This is a genomic window from Nocardioides islandensis (assembly GCF_015352455.1).
GTDB classification, from domain to species: domain Bacteria; phylum Actinomycetota; class Actinomycetes; order Propionibacteriales; family Nocardioidaceae; genus Nocardioides; species Nocardioides islandensis.
In genome coordinates, this window is the sequence record NZ_JADKPN010000001.1 from 642,426 (window position 1) to 657,356 (window position 14,931).

21 protein-coding genes are annotated in these 14,931 nt (G+C 72.0%); 10 read left to right on the plus strand and 11 right to left on the minus strand.

The annotated features are described in order from the left end of the window. The first annotated feature begins 35 nt into the window (after positions 1–35). Positions 36–614 (plus strand): TMEM165/GDT1 family protein, encoded by a 579-nt coding sequence (locus tag ISU07_RS03075; RefSeq protein WP_194705248.1) that lies wholly within the window; start codon positions 36–38, stop codon positions 612–614. A 2-nt stretch (positions 615–616) separates the two neighbouring features. Here the strand turns inward: ISU07_RS03075 and ISU07_RS03080 are convergent, their stop codons facing one another. Both ISU07_RS03080 and ISU07_RS03085 read right to left on the minus strand, forming a co-directional pair. Further along, entirely contained in the window at positions 617–1,483 is an 867-nt protein-coding gene (locus ISU07_RS03080) for an Fpg/Nei family DNA glycosylase (RefSeq protein ID WP_194705249.1), read from the minus strand. A gap of 9 nt (positions 1,484–1,492) precedes the next feature. Continuing rightward, positions 1,493–1,912 (minus strand): YybH family protein, encoded by a 420-nt coding sequence (locus ISU07_RS03085; RefSeq protein ID WP_194705250.1) that lies wholly within the window; start codon positions 1,910–1,912, stop codon positions 1,493–1,495. Between the two features lie 98 nt (positions 1,913–2,010). Between ISU07_RS03085 and ISU07_RS03090 the strand changes: the two genes are divergently transcribed. After that, positions 2,011–2,256, plus strand: a complete 246-nt coding sequence (locus ISU07_RS03090) for a hypothetical protein (protein WP_194705251.1) — start codon at positions 2,011–2,013, stop codon at positions 2,254–2,256. A 40-nt stretch (positions 2,257–2,296) separates the two neighbouring features. Continuing rightward, on the plus strand, positions 2,297–3,484 hold the full coding sequence (locus ISU07_RS03095) for an ATP-binding protein (RefSeq protein WP_194705252.1): 1,188 nt from the start codon (positions 2,297–2,299) through the stop codon (positions 3,482–3,484). On the opposite strand, the gene ISU07_RS03100 is transcribed toward ISU07_RS03095, so the two are convergent. Then, a complete protein-coding gene (locus ISU07_RS03100) occupies positions 3,463–3,915 on the minus strand; it encodes a GNAT family N-acetyltransferase (protein ID WP_323742400.1) in 453 nt (150 codons plus the stop codon). The two genes, ISU07_RS03095 and ISU07_RS03100, sit on opposite strands and share 22 nt — an antisense overlap. A 73-nt stretch (positions 3,916–3,988) precedes the next feature. Between ISU07_RS03100 and ISU07_RS03105 the strand changes: the two genes are divergently transcribed. Further along, complete coding sequence (locus ISU07_RS03105; protein WP_194705254.1) at positions 3,989–4,306, plus strand: helix-turn-helix domain-containing protein; 318 nt, start codon at positions 3,989–3,991, stop codon at positions 4,304–4,306. 107 nt (positions 4,307–4,413) lie between these two features. On the opposite strand, the gene ISU07_RS03110 is transcribed toward ISU07_RS03105, so the two are convergent. Together ISU07_RS03110 and ISU07_RS03115 are read right to left on the minus strand one after the other, a co-directional pair. Continuing rightward, positions 4,414–5,010, minus strand: coding sequence for a ClpP family protease (locus tag ISU07_RS03110; RefSeq protein WP_194705255.1), 597 nt, complete (start codon positions 5,008–5,010; stop codon positions 4,414–4,416). Further along, entirely contained in the window at positions 5,007–5,615 is a 609-nt protein-coding gene (locus tag ISU07_RS03115) for a ClpP family protease (protein WP_194705256.1), read from the minus strand. Before ISU07_RS03115 ends, ISU07_RS03110 begins: the two co-directional genes overlap by 4 nt. A gap of 165 nt (positions 5,616–5,780) precedes the next feature. Between ISU07_RS03115 and ISU07_RS03120 the strand changes: the two genes are divergently transcribed. Then, positions 5,781–6,371, plus strand: a complete 591-nt coding sequence (locus tag ISU07_RS03120; protein WP_194705257.1) for a hypothetical protein — start codon at positions 5,781–5,783, stop codon at positions 6,369–6,371. A gap of 13 nt (positions 6,372–6,384) precedes the next feature. On the opposite strand, the gene ISU07_RS03125 is transcribed toward ISU07_RS03120, so the two are convergent. Beyond that, positions 6,385–7,056 (minus strand): endonuclease/exonuclease/phosphatase family protein, encoded by a 672-nt coding sequence (locus ISU07_RS03125; protein WP_323742401.1) that lies wholly within the window; start codon positions 7,054–7,056, stop codon positions 6,385–6,387. Positions 7,057–7,107: 51 nt separating this feature from the next. Beyond that, positions 7,108–7,635: an LOG family protein gene (locus tag ISU07_RS03130; RefSeq protein WP_323742402.1), complete on the minus strand. Its 528-nt coding sequence runs from the start codon at positions 7,633–7,635 to the stop codon at positions 7,108–7,110. A gap of 27 nt (positions 7,636–7,662) precedes the next feature. Here ISU07_RS03130 and ISU07_RS03135 point away from each other — a divergent pair, with 27 nt between their 5' ends. Both ISU07_RS03135 and ISU07_RS03140 read left to right on the plus strand, forming a co-directional pair. Further along, positions 7,663–8,043 (plus strand): SRPBCC family protein, encoded by a 381-nt coding sequence (locus ISU07_RS03135; RefSeq protein WP_323742403.1) that lies wholly within the window; start codon positions 7,663–7,665, stop codon positions 8,041–8,043. A gap of 9 nt (positions 8,044–8,052) precedes the next feature. Further along, positions 8,053–8,946 carry an NYN domain-containing protein gene (locus ISU07_RS03140; protein ID WP_194705259.1) on the plus strand — a complete coding sequence of 298 codons (894 nt, stop codon included), beginning with the start codon at positions 8,053–8,055 and terminating at the stop codon, positions 8,944–8,946. Positions 8,947–8,956: 10 nt separating this feature from the next. Here ISU07_RS03140 and ISU07_RS03145 read toward each other — a convergent pair whose 3' ends face one another. Then, complete coding sequence (locus ISU07_RS03145) at positions 8,957–10,381, minus strand: pyridoxal phosphate-dependent decarboxylase family protein (RefSeq protein ID WP_228521089.1); 1,425 nt, start codon at positions 10,379–10,381, stop codon at positions 8,957–8,959. A gap of 24 nt (positions 10,382–10,405) precedes the next feature. On the opposite strand from ISU07_RS03145, the gene purN reads away from it, so the two are divergent. Together purN and ISU07_RS03155 are read left to right on the plus strand one after the other, a co-directional pair. Next, positions 10,406–10,984, plus strand: coding sequence for a phosphoribosylglycinamide formyltransferase (gene purN / locus ISU07_RS03150; RefSeq protein WP_194705260.1), 579 nt, complete (start codon positions 10,406–10,408; stop codon positions 10,982–10,984). A gap of 33 nt (positions 10,985–11,017) precedes the next feature. Then, the gene (locus ISU07_RS03155) at positions 11,018–11,392 is read left to right on the plus strand and encodes a VOC family protein (RefSeq protein ID WP_194705261.1); all 375 of its coding nucleotides are present in this window, start codon (positions 11,018–11,020) and stop codon (positions 11,390–11,392) included. 130 nt (positions 11,393–11,522) lie between these two features. Here the strand turns inward: ISU07_RS03155 and ISU07_RS03160 are convergent, their stop codons facing one another. The 3 genes from ISU07_RS03160 to ISU07_RS03170 all read right to left on the minus strand — a co-directional run bounded on the left by ISU07_RS03160 (position 11,523) and on the right by ISU07_RS03170 (position 14,090). Beyond that, a complete protein-coding gene (locus ISU07_RS03160) occupies positions 11,523–12,518 on the minus strand; it encodes a GNAT family N-acetyltransferase (RefSeq protein ID WP_194705262.1) in 996 nt (331 codons plus the stop codon). A gap of 6 nt (positions 12,519–12,524) precedes the next feature. Continuing rightward, positions 12,525–13,532 carry a glyoxalase superfamily protein gene (locus tag ISU07_RS03165; protein WP_194705263.1) on the minus strand — a complete coding sequence of 336 codons (1,008 nt, stop codon included), beginning with the start codon at positions 13,530–13,532 and terminating at the stop codon, positions 12,525–12,527. Positions 13,533–13,703: 171 nt separating this feature from the next. Next, positions 13,704–14,090 (minus strand): MmcQ/YjbR family DNA-binding protein, encoded by a 387-nt coding sequence (locus ISU07_RS03170; RefSeq protein ID WP_194705264.1) that lies wholly within the window; start codon positions 14,088–14,090, stop codon positions 13,704–13,706. 26 nt (positions 14,091–14,116) lie between these two features. Between ISU07_RS03170 and ISU07_RS03175 the strand changes: the two genes are divergently transcribed. Further along, complete coding sequence (locus tag ISU07_RS03175) at positions 14,117–14,908, plus strand: glycerophosphodiester phosphodiesterase family protein (protein WP_228521090.1); 792 nt, start codon at positions 14,117–14,119, stop codon at positions 14,906–14,908. The last annotated feature ends 23 nt before the right edge of the window (positions 14,909–14,931 follow it).

Sequence of the window (14,931 nt, forward strand, 5' to 3'; positions counted from 1 at the left end):
TCGCCCCTCGACGAGGGGTCGAGGAGAGAGACCTGATGTACGCCTTCCTGCTCTCGACCGCAGTCATCTTCGTCGCCGAGCTCGGCGACAAGAGCCAGCTGATGGCGATGACGTTCGCGGCCCGCTACCGGGCACGGGACGTGCTGCTCGGCATCACCGTCGCCACCGCCCTGGTCCACCTCGCCTCCGTCGGCATCGGCGCCTTCATCGGCGACCGGTTCGCCGAGCACCAGGGCGTCATCGCCGTCGTCGCCGGCGCGGCGTTCCTCGGCTTCGCGCTCTGGACGCTGCGCGGTGACGAGCTCACCGAGGAGGAGGCCGAGAAGGCCCGCCGCAGCCGGGGTCTGGCCCTCGTCGCCGTCGGCACGGCGTTCTTCCTCGCCGAGCTCGGGGACAAGACGATGCTCGCCACCATCACCTTGGCGACCCAGGAGGGCTGGCTCGGTACGTGGATCGGCTCGACGGTCGGCATGGTCGCCGCCGACGCGCTCGCCATCGGCGTCGGCGCGGTGCTCGGCCAGCACCTGCCGGAGAAGGCCATCAAGTACGTCGCGGCCGCGCTGTTCGCGTTCTTCGGCCTGCTGCTGGTCCTCGACGGTCTCGGCTGGATCTAGGGCTACTTCAGCAGCCGCGACATCCGCCGGTCGGCGAGCGGCTTGCCGCCGGTCTGGCACGTGGGGCAGTACTGGAGCGAGGAGTCGGCGAAGGACACCTCGCGGACGGTGTCGCCGCAGACCGGGCACTTCTCACCGGTGCGGCCGTGCACGGCGAGGTTGGTCTTCTTCTCGCCCTTGAGCTCGCTCATCGCCAACCCGCGCGAGCGCTCGACCGCGTCGCCGAGCACGTCGCGGATCGCGGAGTAGAGCGTCTGCAGCTCGGCCTCGCTCAGGCTGTTGGCGGGCTTGAACGGCGACATCTTCGCGGCGTGCAGGAGCTCGTCGGAGTAGGCGTTGCCGATGCCGGCGATGGTGCCCTGGGAGCGCAGCACGCCCTTGATCTGGGCGCGCCCGGCCTTCTCGAGGATGCCTTGGAGCACGTCGATGGTGAAGGCGTCGTCGAGCGGGTCGGGACCGAGGGAGGCGATGCCCGGCACGTCGAGGGGCCGGCGCACGACGTACATCGCCAGCCGCTTCTTGGTGCCCATCTCGGTGACGTCGAACCCGGACTCGTCGTCCAGGATCACCCGCACGGCGAGGCCGGACTTCTGGTTGGGTCGCGGCGGGATCGAGGGCAGCTCGTCGCGCCAGCGCACCCAGCCGCCGCGGGCGAGGTGCAGCACGAGGTGCAGGCCCGAGGTCTCGATGTCGAGGAACTTGCCGTGCCGGGTCACGCTCTCGACGAGCGTGCCCTCGAGCGCGGAGACGGGCGGGTCGAAGGTCTTCAGCGCGCTGATCTGGACGACGTACGCCTTGACGATCGCGCGGTCCTTGAGCCGGCCCTCCAGGTCGAGGGCCAGCGCCTCCACCTCGGGCAGCTCGGGCACCTCGCGATTCTAGGCGGGACCACGGTCACCGTGCCGGTGCACGAAGCGCCACCGGCCGTCCTCCCGGCGGTAGACGTGGGTGACCCGGAGCCGGTAGTCGCGCGGCTCCCCGTCGACGGTGACGGTGGAGTGCTCGAAGCAGACCGTGTAGGCGAGGTCGCCGCTGGCGCCCGCGGCGACCAGCTCGACGTCGTACGCCGTGCAGTCGCGGAACCAGGACGCGACCAGGTCGAACGCCGGCCCGACCGCCGCCCAGCCGGTCACGCAGTCGAGATCGGCGCCGAAGAGGGTGACCGGGTCGCGGTGCGACCACAGGGCCTTGCGCGGCTCGGGATCACCCTCGTGGATGGCGCGCTCGGCCGCGAGCTGCCGCGGCCACATGTCGTCGAGGAACGCCTGGGTCTCGGCGTCGTAGTCGTCCGTGCTCATGTCCCAGGGTGGCCCCGGCGGGGCCCACCGGACCAGAGCGGTCGTCCCTCCTCCCACGGGAACCTTTCCCATGTCGGTCCCGCGCGCCAGAATGGCTCATGGCCACCGCGCGGCCGCTGCCCGAGACCGGGTCGGTCTTCCTCGACACCCGGGACCACGGCCGCGCGCTGCGCGTCTCCTGGCACCCCGAGGCGGACGTCGTCGTGCTGTCCCTGTGGCGCGACAACGTGTGCGCGGGATCGTTCCGGCTTCCCGTCGACGACGTGCCGGACTTCATCGAGGTGCTGCGCACCGGGCTCGACCGCGCGTACGCCGTGGCGATGACCAAGCGCCACGCGGGCTGACGTCTACGGAATCCGCTAGACGCCTCGATACGGTCCTGTCATGGACCCGGTCCGGAACCCCTACGCCCCGGGCGCGGGCCAGCGCCCGCCGGAGCTGGCCGGCCGGGACCGCGAGCTGCAGCAGTTCGCGGTGACCCTGGAGAGAGCTGCCGCCGGACGGCCGGAACGTTCCATGGTGCTCTCGGGGCTGCGGGGTGTCGGCAAGACCGTGCTGCTCAACGCGCTGCGCTCGCAGGCCGTGCAGCGCGCGTGGGGCACCGGCAAGATCGAGGCGCGGCCGGACCAGAGCATCCGCATCCCGGTGGCCCAGGCCGTGACCGCCGCGATCCGCGAGGTCAGCCACCGGCACCGCGACCCCGAGCGCGTCGCCGAGGTGGGTGGCGTGGTCAAGGCCTTCGCGTTGCGGACCTCGCTCGAGGACCGCAAGGGCCTGCGGTGGAGCCCGCCGGTCGACGTACCGGCCGCCAAGGGCCGTGCCGACAGCGGTGACCTCGAGCTCGACCTGACCGAGCTCTTCACCGACGTCGCGGCCGTCGGCGCCGACCTGGGTGTGGGCGTCGCCCTCTTCGTCGACGAGATGCAGGACATCGCGCCGGACGAGCTCGCCGCCGTCTGCGGCGCCTGCCACGAGATCAGCCAGCAGTCCGCGCCGCTGCTGCTCGTCGGTGCCGGGCTGCCGCACCTGCCGGTCGCGCTGGCGGCGTCGAAGTCGTACGCCGAGCGGCTGTTCCACCACGTCGTGGTGGACCGCCTCGCGCCGGTCGACTGCCGACGTGCGCTCTCGATCCCCGCGGACACCGAGGGCGTGGACTTCGAGGACGCCGCCCTCGACGAGCTCCAGCGGCTGACCGACGGCTACCCGTACTTCGTGCAGGCCTACGGCAAGGCGACCTGGGACGTCGCCACCGAGTCACCCGTCTCCCGCGACGACGTGCTGACCGCCGCACCCGACGCGGAGGCCGAGCTGGCCGTGGGGTTCTTCGGGGTCAGGTACGAACGGGCGACGCCGGCCGAGCGCGACTACATGACCGCGATGGCCGACCTCGGCGAGGACGGCGGCGACGCCCCGGTGAGCACCGCCGACCTGGCGCGGCACCTGGGCCGCAAGCCCCAGTCCCTGTCGCCCGCGCGGGACGGGCTGATCAAGAAGGGCCTGGTGTACTCCGGCGAGCGCGGTCGCGTGGCGTTCACGGTGCCGCACTTCGGTCAGTTCCTCCGGGGCCGCTGAGCCTCCCCGAGTCGCAGGTCCACGAACGGGACGGTGTCGCCGGGCAACAGGTACCGGTCGACCTCGGCGAACCCGCGCGCCAGCGCGAAGGCGAGCCCGTCCTCGTTGCTGGCCAGCACGACCGTCCCGATGTGCGCGGGCCGCTGCGACTCGGCCTCGGCCAGCTCGTGGGTGAGGTACGAGGAGCCGTGCCCACGACGCCGGTGCTCCGGCAGGATCCGCACGATCACCACCGCGGTGCCCTCCTCGTCGGGTGGCCGGACGGTCGCGTTCCCGACCAGCACGTCGCCGTCGTACCCCAGCGTCAGCCGGTTCCGCGTCGCCCGCTCCTTCACGTCGTCGGTGCCGAGCGGCGCCGTCGGGATGATCGCGTTGTGGATCGCCCGCCACTCCTCGAGGTGGTCCGGGTCGGCGGGGACGATGCGCAGCACGGGCCCGACACTAGGTTCCGCCCAGAGCGGAATCGAGCGACTTCCCTCCTCGTCGCCGCCTACCGTGAACGGCATGGGTGAGGTGCTGCCGCTCCAGCGCAAGGTCGAGCGTCCCGAGTCCCCCGAGCCGCTCTGGCGCGAGCTGGTCGGCGCCGAGCTGCGGCGCGAGCGCCAGGCTCGCGAGGAGCGGCTGACCGACGTCGCCGAGCGGGCCGGGGTGTCGACGCAGTACCTCTCCGAGGTCGAGCGCGGCCTCAAGGACCCCTCCTCCGAGATCCTCTCGGCCGTCGCCGGCGCCCTGGACCTCACGGTCCGCGAGCTCAGCACCCGCGTCGCCTCGGCAGGTACGTCGGCGACCGGCTCGTACGGCGCCCTCTGCCTCGCCGCCTGACCTCGGGTGCCGGAAATCACGCGATCGCGCGGTTATTGCAGCTTTCGGCCGTCGAAACCTGCCATTTCCGCGCGATCGCGCGGTTACTGGCACCCCCAGCCTCATCGTCAGACCGGCACCTGCGAGCTGAGCACGGCGTCCGCGATGCCGTAGTCGACGGCGGCCTGGCCGGGGAGGACGAGGTCGCGGTCGGTGTCCTCGCGGACCTGCTCGGTCGTGCGACCGGTGTGCCTGGCGAGGATCTCCTCCAGCAGGGCACGGATACGGGCGACCTCGTCGGCCTCGACGATCAGGTCGGGGATGGTGCCGCGCTGCGAGGTGGCCGGCTGGTGCAGCACGACGCGGGCGTGGGGGAGCATCTGCCGGTGGCCGGGCTCACCGCCGGCGAGGAGCACGGCGGCCGTCCATGCCGCTTGGCCGACGCACGTGGTCTCGACGGGCGAGGACACGAACTGCATCGCGTCGTAGATCGCCAGCATCGCCGTGATCGAGCCACCGGGGGAGTTGATGTAGAGGCTGATCGGCGAGGTCGGTCCCTCCGAGGCGAGGTGCAGCAGCTGGGCGATCACCGCGTTGGCGACGCCGTCGTCGATCTCGGTACCCAGGTAGATGATCCGGTCCGAGAGCAGCCGGGAGTACAGGTCGACGGTGCGCTCTCCCCGCGGCGTCTGCTGGACGACGTACGGGATCGTGTAGGTGCTCATCGCGCGACCCCCAACCCGACGAGCGGGCGGCCGCCGTGCGGGGCGACGTCGTCGACGGACGAGACGACGTGGTCGACGAAGCCGTACTCCCTCGCCTCGTCGGCGCTGAACCACCGGTCCCGTCGCGAGTCCTGCTCGATCGTCTCGACGGACTGTCCGGTGTCCTCGGCGACGAGCGCGAGCACGGTGTCGCGGGTGTAGCGCAGGTCCTTGGCCTGGATCTCGATGTCCATGGCGGTGCCACCGATGCCGGCGGAGCCCTGGTGCAGCAGGATCCGCGCGTGCGGCAGGGCGTGCCGCTTGCCCGGTGTGCCGGCCGAGAGCAGGAACTGCCCGGCACTCGCGGCCATCCCCATCGCGAGGGTCGCGACGTCGTTGGGGATCAGCCGCATCACGTCGCGGATGGCGAGCATCGCCGACACCGAGCCGCCGGGGGAGTTGATCCAGAGGCTGATGTCGGACCGCTTGTCCTCCGCGGACAACAGCAGCAGCTGGTGCATCAGCCGGTTGCCGTTGCCCTCCTCGAGGGCCTCGCCCAGCACCACGATCCGTTGGTGCATGAGCCTGCGCGTGAGCTCGTCGTCGAGCTGGGTCAGGGAGGTCATGCAGCCACGATGACCGGGGAGGTACGCCGACCGAAGGCGTTGCTGCCCCGGGCGGATCGGCCGCCAGCGGATCAGCGGCGAGCGGATCCGCCGTCGGTGGAGCGGCCGACCCACGCACCACGAGCTCGCCACGGGCGGCGAGCCTGCGGGGCTACAGTCAGCCGCGTGTCGGTCGCGCCGTTCGCTTGGACGCACGAGAAGACACGCGTCGAGTACGACGGGGTCGCGCTCACGGTCAACGGACGGCACCTCCCGCTCGACCGGATCGACCGGTTCTCCAGGAACCTCTCGCGCAGCACCGCGCCGGGCAGCTGGAACCGGCTCGACTGTGGCGTGAGCCTGTTGTCCGACGGCGAGGACACCTCGGTCAGCTTCCGAGGAGACGCCGGCACCGAGCAGTGGGGACCGTGGCGTCCGCTCTGGGACCAGATCGACGCGCTGGCCCGCGAGGAGATCGAGCCGCGCCTGCTCGAGCGCACGATCCGACAGGTGGCGGAAGGCACTCCGGCCGAGCTCTGCCCGTTCCGCGCCAAGGGACGTGGCCGCCTGATCGTCACGGCCGAGAGCATCCAGGTGCGCAAGCTGTTCTCGCGCCCCATCGCCTGGACGGCGATCACCGACGTCTCGGGCGAGTTCCTCGAGATCACCACCGCCGAGCCGAACGGCAAGCCGCACATCCATCGCACGGGTTTCGGGTCCGCCGAGTGGGACGCCTGGCAGGTGGCACCGCTCTGGCGGCGGTTCGTCGCGTCCTGACGGGCCACCGCGATCATGGTGCCGCGGTTGCGGGGTCGACCTCGCCGACGGTGACGATGTAGAGATCGTGGTCGGACAACCACTTCTTCTGGTGCTCGGCCGGGACGCGCTCGACTTCCTGAACCGAGGCTGTCCGTGGAACGGCCACGTGGTCGATCGGGCTCAGTCCGGGGATGCGATGGGTCAGGGTCGAAGTCGGCACTACCAGCCCGAGCGCGTCGACGGCTGCGAGGATGTGTCCTCGTCCGCCGATGCTCCCGGCCCGCTCCGGACCCTGCAGCGCGTGGTTCCAGTCACCTCCCCAGATGAGCGGGGTGTGTGGAATGGCGGCCAGGCGCTCGACCGTGTGCCTCGTCCTCTCGGCGTGCGTCTCCCCGTCCCAAGGTGAGGCACGCCCGCAGCTCCTCCAAGGAAGGATCGAGCTGACGAAGACGACAGGCCCCACGCGAACCGCCGCGCTGGCGGGGTGCGGATCCTCGAGTGGCTCAAGAACCCTGTGGCTGAAGACGGCCGCCCAGCTCCGCCGGGGACACATCTCGGCCTCGGTCCGGTGGCCCCACATCCCCACGACCTCGACCCGGTCGTCTACCTCGGTGAGCAGCCAGACGTCGCATGACTGCGCGACCAGGAGCTCGTGGTGAGCAGCCGACCAGCGACCGGCCAGGTTCCACGTTCCGACGCGCATCCGCGAACTGTGGCAGACACTGTGCGCGATCCGATGCCATGACAGGCAGGCCTACCCGAGCAGCTCCAGTACCTCGGCCGGGCTCCGTACCACCCGCAGCTGCGCACGAGCGGAAGCCGCGACGTACCCGCCCTCGACCATGCCGCCGAGCAGGTCGAGGAACGGCTGCCAGAACCCGTCGACGTCGTAGACCGCGACGGGCTTGGCGTGCAGCGACAGGTGGGACCAGCTGAGGGCCTCGACGACCTCGTCGAGGGTGCCGACGCCACCGGGCAGCGCGACGAACGCGTCGGCCAGGTCGACCATCCGGGCCTTGCGCTCGTGCATGGTGCCGACCAGCTCGAGGCGCGTCAGGCCCTCGTGGCCGACCTCGCGCTCGACGAGGTTCTGGGGGAGCACGCCGACGACCTCGCCACCGGCGGCGAGGGCGGCGTCGGCGAGCACTCCCATCAGGCCGACGTGGGCGCCGCCGTACACGATCCCGTGCCCGGCCTCGGCGACGGCGCGGCCGAGGACGACGGCGGCCGCCTGGTCCTGGGGACGACCCGGGGAGGAGCCCATGAACACCGCGACACGCACCTGCCCATCCTGGCGGAAGATGGGGGTGTGCTCTCCGTGTCCCGCACCATGGCCGCGCCGCCCGACGTGGTCTGGCACCTGCTGGTCGACCTCGACTCGTGGCCGCGGTGGGGTCCGTCCGTCGGGCTGGCCTGGCTCGACGACCGCGCTCCCCAGATCCACGCGGGTAGCACGGGCCGGGTGCAACCACTGGTAGGACCGGCTCTGCCGTTCACGGTGACCGACTTCGTGCCGGGCCGGCGCTGGTCGTGGCGGGTGGCCGGCGTTCCCGGGACGCGGCACGAGGTCGAGGCGGTCGGCGCCGGGACGCGGGTGACCTTCGGGGTGCCGGTGTGGGCGCCGGCGTACCTCGCGGTGTGCGCCCTCGCCCTGCGGCGCCTGGAAAGGCTCGCCATCGAGGCCGACTAGGGTCGACGCATGAGTGATCGCGTGGCCGTCTACATCGACTTCGACAACGTGGTCATCTCCCGCTACGACAACCTCCACGGGGACGGCGCCTGGCGCAAGGACATGGCTCGCGACCACCGCCGCTCGATCAGCTCCAACGACCCGATCGACGTCAAGCTGGCCGAGGCGGAGGTCGACCTCGGCGCGATCATCGACTACGCCGCCTCCTTCGGGAACGTCGCCTTCACGCGGGCGTACGCCGACTGGTCGGTGCCGGCGAACGCGGCGTACAAGAACCCGCTGGTGAACCGCTCGGTCGACCTCGTGCAGCTGTTCCCGGCCGCCGGCACCAAGAACGGCGCCGACATCAGGCTGGCCGTCGACGCGGTCGAGGACCTGAGCCTGCACCCGGACATCTCGCACCTGGTCTTCGTCGCCGGCGACTCCGACTACGTGCCGCTGGCGCAGCGGTGCAAGCGGATGGGCCGGTACGTCGTGGGGATCGGCGTGGCCGGCTCGACCAGCAGCGCCCTGGTCTCGGCGTGCAACGAGTTCATCGACTACGCGGAGCTGCCGGGCATCACGCCGGCGGTCATCAAGAAGCCCGAGCCCGCCAAGCAGACCGCGGCTGCGAAGAAGACGACCGCGAAGAAGTCGGCCAAGAAGTCCGAGCCCCCGCCGGAGCCGGACGCGCAGACCCGCGCGACGGCGCTGCTGGAGCGGGCCATCCGCGTCGGGTTGCAGAAGAGCGACGACGAGTGGGTCTACGCCGGCGGCGTGAAGAGCCAGATGCAGCGGATGGACCCCGCCTTCAAGGAGAAGTCGCTGGGGTTCTCGTCGTTCCGCGCGTTCGTGGAGTCCCGCGCCGAGACCGTGGAGTCGAAGGTCGACGGCAACGGGCAGCTGATGGTGCGCCTGCCCTGATGCCGTCGGCCTAGGAGAGGTGGCTGACGAGGGCGTCCCAGGTCGTGTCGATGTCGGCGTCGGTCGTCTGCCACGAGCCGATGGCCATCCGCAGCGCGGCACGGCCCTCGACCTTGGTGTGGGAGAGGTACGCCGTGCCGCCGGCGTTCACCGCCTCCATCAGGTCCATGGTCCGCTGGTCGTCCCCGACCACCCGGAACACGACGAGTCCGAGCACCGGGTCGGTGACCATCTCGAAGCGCGCGTCTGCCCGCACCAGGTCGGCGAAGTGCTGCGCCTGCCGGACGCCGTTGGTGATGTGGGCGCGGAGCCCCTCGAGGCCGTAGCTGCGCAGCACCGTCCAGAGCTTGAGCGACCGGAACCGCCGGCCGAGCTGCGGGTGCCAGTCGCGGTAGTCGACGACGGCGCCGGACTCGGTCGCCGGGTTGCGCAGGTACTCCGGGAGGATCGACAGCGCGCCCACCAGTGCGGCGCGGTCGCGCACCCAGAAGGCGCTGCAGTCGAAGGTCGTCAGCAGCCACTTGTGCGGGTTGGTGACGTAGGAGTCGGCGTGCTCGACCCCGTCGTGGATCCACCGGTGCTCGGGACAGACGGCCGCGACACCGGCCCATGCCGCGTCGACGTGCAGCCACGCGCCGTGCTCCTGCGCCACCGGGGCGATCTCGGCGACCGGGTCGACGGCGCCCGTGGACGTCGTACCCACCGCCGCCTGCACCATCACCGGCGTCAGGCCCGCCGCCACGTCGGCGCCCATCGCCTCGCGCAGCGCCGCGACGTCCATCGCCTGGGTCGTGGGGTCGACCGCGACCGCGCGGACCGCCGCCTCGCCGAGGCCGCTCATCATCGCGGCCTTGAGCAGCGAGGAGTGCGCCTGCGTGGAGCCGTAGACGGTGAAGCGGCCGGGAGGTACGCCGGCGCGGCGGGCGCCGCCGTCGGTCGCGCGGTGCAGCGCGGCGAGCAGCGCGGTGAACGTCGCGGTCGACGCGGTGTCCTGGATGACACCGCCGCCTGCGCCGCTGCGCGCGAAGGACTCGGGCAGACCGAGTGCCTCGCGCAGCTGGTCGAGGACGACCTGCTCGAGCTCGGTGACGGCCGGGCTCGTCGCCCAGATCATCCCCTGGGCGCCGATGCCGCTGGAGAGCAGGTCGCCGAGGACGCCGGCCGGGGAGGAGTTCGCGGGGAAGTACGCGAAGAAGCGCGGGTGCTGCCAGTGCGTGAGGCCCGGGACGAGGACGCGGTCGAGGTCGGCGAGGACGGCATCCAGCGGCTCGGCCTTCTCGGGCAGCGACGCCGGCAGCGCGGCGGCCACCTCGCCGGGCTGCACCCGGGCCAGCACGGGTCGCTGGTCCACCGTCGACCAGTAGTCGGCCACCCAGTCGACGACCCGGTGGCCGAGCTCCCGGAACTCCTCGGGCGACAGGTGCGGGCTGCTCATGGCGTGACCCTAGACTCCCGGTTCGTGCGCCTCTCCCTGCTCGGTTCCGGCGCGGGCAGCACTGTCGCCGCCGTCCTCGACGCGGTCGCCGACGGGCGGATCGCGGCGGACGCGGCGCTGGTCGTCAGCAACAACAGCGGCGCCGGAGTCCTGGACGTGGCCGCGGCCCACGGCGTACCGACGGCCCACCTCAGCTCGGTCACGCATCCGGATCCTGCGGCCCTCGATGCGGCCGTCCTCGCGGCCCTCGACGCGGCGGGGACCGACCTCGTGGTGCTCGCGGGGTACATGAAGAAGCTCGGCCCGCTGACGCTGGCGGCGTACGACGGGCGGGTCGTCAACGTGCACCCCGCGCTGCTCCCGGCGTACGGCGGGCAGGGGATGTACGGGGACCGCGTGCACGCCGCGGTGCTCGCCGACGGTGCCGCGGTCAGCGGCGCGACCGTGCACCTCGTGACGGCGGGGTACGACGAGGGGCCGGTCCTCGCCCAGGTCGAGGTGCCCGTGGAGCCGGACGACTCGGTGGAGGCGCTGCGTGCCCGGGTCCAGGCGGCCGAGAAGCGGCTGCTCGTCGAGTGGCTGTCGGAGTGGTCGCGGTCCTGATCCTGGGCCAGAGTGCTGGCCCATACTCTGGCTATGCGGCTCATCCAGGTGGCGCTGCGCGCCGAGGACCTCGCGCGGGCGACCGCGTTCTACACCGACCTGCTGGGCGAGGGCCCGACCGCGACGTACGACCCTCCGGGCCTGGTCTTCTTCGACCTCGACGGCGTGCGTCTGCTGGTCGAGCAGGGCGCCGAGCCGGCCACGCTGTACCACCAGGTCGACGACATCGACGCGACGTTCGCCCGCCTGCGTGACGCCGGCGCCGAGGTGCTCGGCGAGCCGCACGTCATCTTCAGCCACGAGGACGACACCCTCGGCCCCGCCGGCACCGACGAGTGGCAGGCCTTCGTCAAGGACACCGAGGGCAACATCGTCGGGCTGGTCGAGCAGCGCCCTTCCGGGAGTTGAGTTGCGCCCCCGGTACGTGCGAGTTGCGCCTCCGGTACGCGCGAGCTGCGCCTCCGGTACGCCCGCGCGTGACCCGGGGGCGCAACTGACCGGTGCCGGAGGCGCAACTCAACGGTGCCGGGGGCGCAACTCAACCCGACGTCCGTGGCAGCCGCATCACGTGCTCGCCCGGGTCGTCGCCCTCGTCCCCGACGACCACGAGCCCGAGCCGCTCGTACAACGCCCGGGCCCGCGGGTTGTCCTTCTCGACCGAGAGCCCGAAGCCGCGGCCGGTCGCGGCGGCCTCGGCCATCAGGTCGCGGATGATCCGGGTGCCGATGCCGCGGCCCTGGTGCGCGGGCAGCAGCTGGAGCCCGGCCAGCTCGACCAGGTCGCCGGTGCGCACGACGCGCAGGCGGCCGACGTCGGCGCCGTACGCCGTGACGACGGACGTGACGCTGTCCGGGACCTCGTCACGGAGCTGCTCGAGGGTCCAGTCGAGGAACCCCGCGCGGTACTCCGCCAGGTCGACGTCCGCGGGGAACCGGCCCTGGTCGCGGGTGGCCTCGATCGCGGTGTCGGTGAGGAACGCGGCGTCGTCGAGGGTCGCGGGACGGATCGCGACCCGCTCCGCGGGCAGCATCGAGTAGACGCAGGAGTCGAAGCGGCGGCCGTCGGGGTACGCCGCGGACCGCCGCTCCAGCCCCTCGTAGGTGAACCCGCCCCGCTCGGCCAGCGCCCTCGACGCGGTGTTCTCCGGGTTGCACCGCAGGAACACGCGGGCCTGGCCGCGCTCGCGGAAGCTCCAGTCGGTGAGCATCAGCAGGGCTCGGGTCGCGATGCCGCGGCCGCGGGCGGAGGCGCGGAGGAAGTAGGAGGCCTCCGCGACGTCGTACGGCAGGAAGTGCAGGTTCGCGCCGCCGACGACGTGCCCGCCGACGACGATCCGGAACACCGCCCACGAGCCTTCCGCCCACGCCTCCTCGGACCGCGCGATGTTGGCCAGTGCCTCCGCCTCGTCGACGACCTCGGGCTCCCAGAGCATCCAGTGCTGGATGTCCGCCTCGTTGTAGACCTCCACGACGTCAGGCGCGTCGGCGGGGACCGCGCGCCGCAGCGTCAGGTCTCCGTCGACGAGCAGGTCCATGGCGGGCTACTTCTCCGGCGGCGTGCCGGAGGGCAGCGGCCGCCCCTCGGCCATGGCCACGAAGCGGTCGAGGATGACGGTCCACTCGCTGAACCGCGCCCGCCCCGCCACGTTGCCGGCGGTCCAGCCGCCGTGGCTGAACCGCATCCGCGTGCCGTCCCCCGTCGCCTCGAACCGGACGTCGATGCGGCTGGGGTGGTCGGGGTCCTGGGCGAGGGTGAAGTCCATGCCGAAGTGGACGCCGGGCTCCCACGCGGAGACCGTGCCCCAGGGGTACGCCGAGCCGTCGGCGATCCGCATCGTGCAGGGGCCGCCGACGCGGGGCTCGATGAGGACGTCGACCTTGCCGGGAGGGGCGTATGCGTCCGGCCACCAGCGGCCGACGTCACGGGTGAGGACGTCGAAGGCGTGCTCGGGCGAGCACGCGACGACGTACTCGTGCTCGATCGGTCCCGCGGCCGTGCCCCCACCTTCGAGGGCCGCGTCGTCCGACGCCGGCTGGTGGAAGACGATGCGGTTGGCGAACGGGTCGAGCACCGTGACCTCCAGCCCCCACGGCTCGGTCTCGATGCCCGGTCGCGCGTACGGGTAGTCGCGCTCGTGCAGCTCGCGGTGCAGGCCCATCACGTCGGCGACCAGCACGCGCACGGTCGCGCCCGGGCTGGCGTCGCCGTGGTGCTCGCTGAGGTGCAGCACCGCGCCGTCGCGTCGCGCCTCGAGGTACACCGGCGCGTGGTCGTCGAACACGTGCTCCCAGGCGATCTCGAAGCCGAGGTACTCGGTGTAGAACTCCCGCGCCTTGGCCACGTCGAAGATGCGCAGCACGGGGATGACCGGCCCGAAGGGCCGTGGCGCCTCCGGCCGGGCCGCGAGCGTGTTCCAGTCGCGGGCGCCGTACTGGTGCGCGAGGTGCTCCAGCGCCTCGCTGTGGGTGACCTCGACGCCGCGGTCGGCGAGGGAGGTACGCAGGCGCTTGGCCTGTTGCTTGAGATCGCTGTGCTGGTCGATGGCCATGATGCTGCTCTCCCGGCGGACGGATCACAGGGCCTGCGTTGCTGCGTGGTCCGCCTCAGGAGTCGAGACGCATCACGGACGGGTGGGACGGTGCGGGGTGGGCATTCACCGTCCCGGTCTCCCGGGTGCAGGCGGCCGGCTGCCCTGGCCGTGAGGCCGAGCGTACGACGCTCACGCCGATCCGTCAGCCGGCCGCGGGACCCTCTCGGCGAGGTCCCGCGGCGCCTGCACGCAGTAGGAGTCGGTGAGCAGCTCGCCGAGCTCGTCCCAGTCGGTGTGCTCGTCGATGATCATGCCGATCACGTTGCGACCCCAGCCGGCGCGGAAGTACGGCGCGCCGAGGTGCTGCATGGCCATCACCTCGTCCGGCTCGCCACGGAACACGACGCGGAAGAGCTGGTCCTCGCCGCCGAAGACGTGTGCGACGGTGTTGCCGCGCACCGACCAGTGCACGCCGACCCAGGCCTCCTCCTCGCGGCACTCGGGGAGAGGTGCGAGGGCGGCGCGGATCCGGCTCACGAAGGCCTCGGGCACTTCCGGCCGGTCGCGCTTGACCATGCGCGAAGCCTGCCAGAATGCGGTTCATGGAGCTGGGCATGCGGCCCCAGGTCGTCGCCCACCGCGGCGCCAGCCACGAGAGCGCCGAGCACACCCTGGGCGCCTACCTGAAGGCCCTCGAGCAGGGCGCCGAGGCGCTCGAGTGCGACGTACGCCTGACCGCGGACGGCCACCTGGTCTGCGTGCACGACCGCGACCTGCGCCGGATCGCCAGCAACAAGGGCGTGGTCTCCGCGATGGAGCTCGCCGAGCTGAACCAGCTCGACTTCACGTCCTGGAAGAACCCGTGGGGTGACCTCGACGACGAGGCGCCCGACCGCGACCCCGAGCGGGACGGCGTCCTGACGCTGCGCCGGCTGCTCGAGACCGTCGCCGGGTACGAACGTCGCGTCGAGCTGGCGATCGAGACCAAGCACCCGACGCGGTACGCCGGGCTGGTCGAGAAGCGCACCGTGGAGCTTCTCCAGGAGTTCGGCTGGCACGGTGCGGACTCGCCCGCGCGGCTGATGAGCTTCTCCTACGTCGCGCTCCAACGCATCCGCCGCCTGGCGCCCGACCTGCGGGTGGTCATGCTGATCGAGCACGCCCGGCACTGGCCGGTGCTGCGCCCGCTGGTCGAGGACGACTGGGTCATCGGCCCCTGGGTCGCCACCCTGCGCAAGCACCCGGCCTTCGCCCAGCGGCTGGCCGACTCCGGTCGCGAGATGCACGTGTGGACCGTCAACACCGAGGCCGAGCTGCAGACCTGCCTGGACCTCGGTGTGCAGGCGGTCATCACCGACCGACCCAAGTTCATCTTGGAGCTGCTGGGGTCCTGAGAATCGCGCGATCGCGCGGTTAC